At 72.4% G+C, this 4,977-nt stretch carries 4 protein-coding genes; 1 reads left to right on the forward strand and 3 read right to left on the reverse strand.

The features are described 5' to 3' along the window. Positions 1 to 203 (reverse strand): type II toxin-antitoxin system Phd/YefM family antitoxin (locus EYA84_RS26325; protein ID WP_131056346.1); only part of this gene is annotated, 203 nt, incomplete at its 3' end. A 154-nt stretch (positions 204 to 357) separates the two neighbouring features. On the opposite strand from EYA84_RS26325, the gene EYA84_RS26330 reads away from it, so the two are divergent. Next, positions 358 to 1,920, forward strand: a complete 1,563-nt coding sequence (locus EYA84_RS26330) for a chitinase (protein WP_131056348.1) — start codon at positions 358 to 360, stop codon at positions 1,918 to 1,920. A 74-nt stretch (positions 1,921 to 1,994) separates the two neighbouring features. On the opposite strand, the gene EYA84_RS26335 is transcribed toward EYA84_RS26330, so the two are convergent. Continuing rightward, a complete protein-coding gene (locus EYA84_RS26335) occupies positions 1,995 to 2,885 on the reverse strand; it encodes an MHYT domain-containing protein (protein ID WP_131056350.1) in 891 nt (296 codons plus the stop codon). 151 nt (positions 2,886 to 3,036) lie between these two features. After that, a partial coding sequence (locus EYA84_RS26340; protein WP_131056352.1) for an RNA helicase occupies positions 3,037 to 4,977 on the reverse strand: 1,941 nt, incomplete at its 5' end.

Raw genomic sequence — 4,977 nt, forward strand, 5'->3', positions numbered from 1 at the left:
TCGGCGCGGGCCTGGGCGGCGGTGCGCACCGCGCCGGCCGGCACGATCGCGGCGACCGGACGGGGATCGCCGTCGCGGGTGATCACGGTGACGGTGTCGGTCAGCTCCGCCATGGCGACGAGCTGACTCAGCCGGGTGCGCGCCTCGCGCAGCGGCAGCGAGCGTGGCGGGACGGTGCCTGGGGTGAGGGCGGGGACAGCCATGAATACATGGTGCGTGCGGGGTACGACACTTTCCGCGACCGTCCATCAGGGACCGTGCCCGTCGGGCCACCACCGAACCCTGGACATCTACAGTAAACAATCTTAATAATTATGCATCCGTCGTTCGACGGCCCTCGTCCCCCGGGAGGTCCGGATGCGTCGCCCCACCCGACATCTACTGCTCACCGCCGTCGCGGCCCTGGCCACCATCGCCGCCACCACGCTGGTGGCGGCCACCCCGGCACAGGCCGCCGGTCCCACCGCCAGCTTCGTGAAGACCGCCGACTGGGGCACCGGCTGGGAGGGCAGGTACACCGTCACCAACGGCGGCAGCAGCACGATCACCTCCTGGCAGGTCGCCTTCACGCTGCCCGCCGGGACGGCCCTGGGCTCCTTCTGGGACGCCACCGTCAGCAGCGTCGGCCAGCGGCACACCTTCACCAACCGGTCGTGGAACGGCACCCTCGCCCCGGGCGCCTCGGCCTCCTTCGGCTTCCTGGCCACCGGCCCGGGATCCCCCACCGACTGCCGGGTCAACGGCGCCTCCTGCGGCGGCGGCACACCGACCACCCCGCCACCCACCACCGCGCCACCCACCACACCGCCGCCCACCACGACACCGCCCAGCACCCCGCCACCGACCACCGTGCCCCCCACCACGCCGCCCCCGACGACGCCGCCCACCGGCGGGCTGCCCCGACGGGCCCTGATCGGCTACCTGCACGCCAGCTTCGCCAACGGCTCCGGCTACCTGCGGATGGCCGACGTACCGGCCGACTGGGACGTCATCAACCTCGCCTTCGGTGAGCCCACCACGGTCACCTCCGGCGACATCCGGTTCCAGCTCTGCCCGGTCGCCGAGTGCCCGGGGGTGGAGAGCGAAGCCGAATTCACCGCCGCGATCCGCGCCAAGCAGCAGCAGGGCAAGAAGGTGCTGCTCTCCATCGGCGGGCAGAACGGACAGGTCCAGCTCACCACGACCACCGCCCGGGACACCTTCGTCCGCTCGGTGTCGGCGATCGTCGACCGGTACGGCCTCGACGGGCTGGACATCGACTTCGAGGGCCACTCCCTGTACCTGAACCCCGGCGACACCGACTTCCGCAACCCGACCACCCCGGTCGTGGTGAACCTGATCTCGGCGATACGTACGCTCACGCAGCGCTACGGGCCTGGCTTCCTGCTCACGATGGCCCCGGAGACGTTCTTCGTCCAGCTCGGTCACCAGTTCTACGGGCCGGGACCGTGGGGCGGCCAGGACCCGCGCGCCGGGTCGTACCTGCCGGTGATCCACGCGCTGCGGGACCACCTGACCGTGCTGCACGTGCAGAACTACAACTCCGGCCCGATCGTCGGGCTGGACGGCCAGTACCACACCATGGGCGGGGCCGACTTCCACATCGCGATGACCGACATGCTGCTCGCCGGCTTCCCGGTGGCCGGCAACCCGGACCGCGTCTTCCCCGCGCTGCGGGAGGACCAGGTCGCCTTCGGCGCACCGTCGTCGGTCAGCGCCGGCAACGGCTACGTCGCCCCGGCCGGTGTGCAGGCGGCCGTCACCTGCCTGGTCCGGGGGCAGAACTGCGGCGGCTACACGCCCCGCAGCGGCACCAACCCGAACTTCCGTGGCCTGATGACGTGGTCGATCAACTGGGACCGCTTCTACCAGTGGGAGTTCGGCCGCACCCACGGCCCGTTCCTCAAGGCCCTGTCCTGATCCACGGCACACACGGTGGTGGCCCCGAGCGCCGTTGCTCGGGGCCACCACCGGCCCTGGGGCCGGGCCGACACTCAGCGAGTCGGGCGGTCCCGGCGGGACGGGAACTGGGCGCCGGGCCGGGCCAGGCTCGACCGGGCCCGCAGTCCGACCGGGTCGGGAGCGGTGACGGCGGCCGGCGCCGGCGCGGCCACGGCCGGGTCGCGCAGGGAGTCCAGGTACGCCATCGCCGCCCGGTCCTCCTCGGTCGGCGCGGCGAGCAGGGCGTACACCAGGCCCACCACGCCGAAGATGACCAGCAGGACGATCGGCAGGAGCATGGTGCTGACCGTGGCCCCGGCGATGTCGGTCCGCTGGTCGTGCAGGTGCACCGACATGGCGCTCATCCCGGTGAAGTGCATGCCGTTGACCGCCACGCCCATCACCAGCGCCGAGCCGAAGATCGCCAGCCCGCGACGGACGGTCACCGCGAGCCAGAGCGCCACGGTGGCGGCAACCACCGCGATCACGATGGACGCCACCACGCGCAGCGTGTCGTAACCGATCTGGCCGTCCAGTCGCATCGCGGCCATGCCGGTGTAGTGCATCGCCGCCACACCGAGACCGGTGAACAGGCCGCCGGCCAGGATGCGTACCGCCGACAGCCGGCCGGTGCCCACGATGGCCAGGCCGATGCCGACCGCGATCACCGCCAGCAGCGCGCTGACGACGGTGATCGGCACGTCGTACCGGATCCGCGAGCCGGTCACCGCGAAGCCGAGCATCGCCATGAAGTGCATCGTCCAGATCGCGGTGCCGCCGAGCGCCCACGCCGCGAGCGTCCCCCACCAGATCTTCTGCCCGGTGGACTGCGCGATCCGGATCCGGCCCGCGAAGATCAGGCCGAGGATGGAACCCAGCACCGACAGCGCGTAACTGATCGCCGGCGTGATCCATCCGTATTCAAAATGATTGATTTCCGCCACAACGGGCTCCCCCCAGAGCTGCTACCAGCGCGTAGCGACGCGCCGAAGACATGATCGGGGAGCACCCGAGTAGGCACAATAGGCGTTCGGAGGCACTTCACGCCGTGTTGTCACGATTACTCAGCGATGCGTCGGTTTCCGAGCGACATCCTCACGCCGGCGAATGGTAGGACAGCACTCCCCGGTTGACGGCGGCGATCGCCTGCCGGGCCGTGGCCCGCAGCTCGGTCGAGGCCCCACCCGAGTCGGCAAGCTGCCCGAGGAGGTCCACCACCTGACGGGCCCACCGGACGAAATCACCGGCCGGCATCTCGCCGTCGAACTCGTGCCCGCTGGCCAGCACCTTCGCCAGCGCCTCACCCCGCGCCCAGCGGTAGACCGGCCAGGCGAAACCCAGATCGGGCTCCCGGGTGACGGTCAGGCCCCGCGCCGCCTCGTCCGCCTCGATCTCGCTCCACAGCTTCAACGTGGCGTCGACCGACTCGGCGACCCCGCCACGCGGCAGCGACGCCCGCTCGTCGACGTCCCGGCGCGCCTCGAAGACCACCACCGAGACCGCCGCCGCCAGCTCGGCCGGGGACAACCCGTCCCAGACCCCGCGCCGCAGGCACTCCGCCACCAGCAGGTCGGCCTCCGTCCAGATCCGCCCCAGCATCCGCCCGGCGTCGGTCACCGCGCCCTCGGCGGTCAGGTAGCCCCGCGCGGTGAGCAGGGCCACGATCCGGTCGAACGTACGCGCCAACGACCCCGTCCGCCCGGAGACCCGCTGCCGCAGCTCCTCGGTGTCCCGCTCCAGCCGCCGCCGACGCTCCGCCCAGCGGGCGTGCTCCTCCCGCTCCGGGCAGGCGTGGCAGGGATGCCGCCGCATCTCGGTGCGGAGCTGGGTCAGCCGGTGGTCCTCCCCCGACTGCCGGCCGCGTGCGCCCCGACGGGAGTGCCGGTCCAGCCCGGTGCCGCTGACCTGCGCCGCCAGGTCACGCCGGGCGGCCGGATTGCGGTGGTTGAAGTGCTTGGGCACCCGGATGCGCGCCAGCACCTCGGCCGGGGTGGTGAAGTCGCCGGGGCTGATCCGACCCGCCCACCGGTCCTGCGTGAGCACCAGCGGCCGGGGCTCACTGAACCCGCCGGCCGCCGGATCGAGCACCACGGCCAGACCGGCCCGGCGCCCCGACGGCACCCGGATCACGTCACCCACCCGCAGGCGCTCCAGCGCCGCCACCGCCGCCGCCCGGCGTTGGCTCTGCCCTTGACGGGCGATGGCCCGCTCCCGGTCGGCGATGGCGACCCGCAGCGCGAAGTACTCGTCGAAGTCGCCGTGGTGACAGGCCGCCTCCGCGCCGTACGCCTCGATGGTCTCGGTGTTGCGCTGCACCTGCCGGGCCAGGCCGACCACCGACCGGTCCGCCTGGAACTGCGCGAACGACGACTCCAGCAGCTCGCGGGCGGGTGCCGCGCCGACGGTGCCGACCAGGTTGACCGACATGTTGTACGACGGCCGGAAGCTGGACCGCAGCGGATACGTCCGGGTGGAGGCCAACCCCGCCACGTGCCGCGGATCGGTCTCCGGGGACCACACCACCACGGCGTGCCCCTCGACGTCGATGCCCCGCCGGCCGGCCCGCCCGGTGAGCTGCGTGTACTCCCCCGGGGTCAGGTCGACGTGCGCCTCGCCGTTGTACTTGACCAGGCGTTCCAGCACCACGCAACGGGCCGGCATGTTGATGCCCAGCGCGAGCGTCTCGGTGGCGAAGACCGCCTTGACCAGCCCCCGGACGAACAGTTCCTCGACGACCTCCTTGAACGCCGGCAACATGCCGGCGTGGTGGGCGGCCAGCCCGCGCTCCAGGCCGTCGAGCCACTCCCAGTAGCCCAGCACCGACAGGTCCTCGCCCGGGATGGCGGTGATCCGGGACTCCACCACCCGGCGGATCTCCGAGCGCTCCTCGGGCGAGGTGAGCCGCAGCCCGGCCGCCAGACACTGCTGCACCGCCGCGTCGCACCCGGCGCGGCTGAAGATGAACAGGATCGCCGGCAACAGGCCCTCGCGGTCCAGCCGGTCGACGATGTCCGGCCGCAGCGGCCCCCGCCAGCG

This window comes from Verrucosispora sp. SN26_14.1 (genome assembly GCF_004307965.1).
Classification (GTDB): domain Bacteria; phylum Actinomycetota; class Actinomycetes; order Mycobacteriales; family Micromonosporaceae; genus Micromonospora.

What these genes read in the sequence shown, in the direction of transcription:
- EYA84_RS26330 (WP_131056348.1), top strand. Translation starts at nt 358, where the DNA reads ATGCGTCGCCCCACCCGACATCTACTGCTCACCGCCGTCGCGGCCCTG.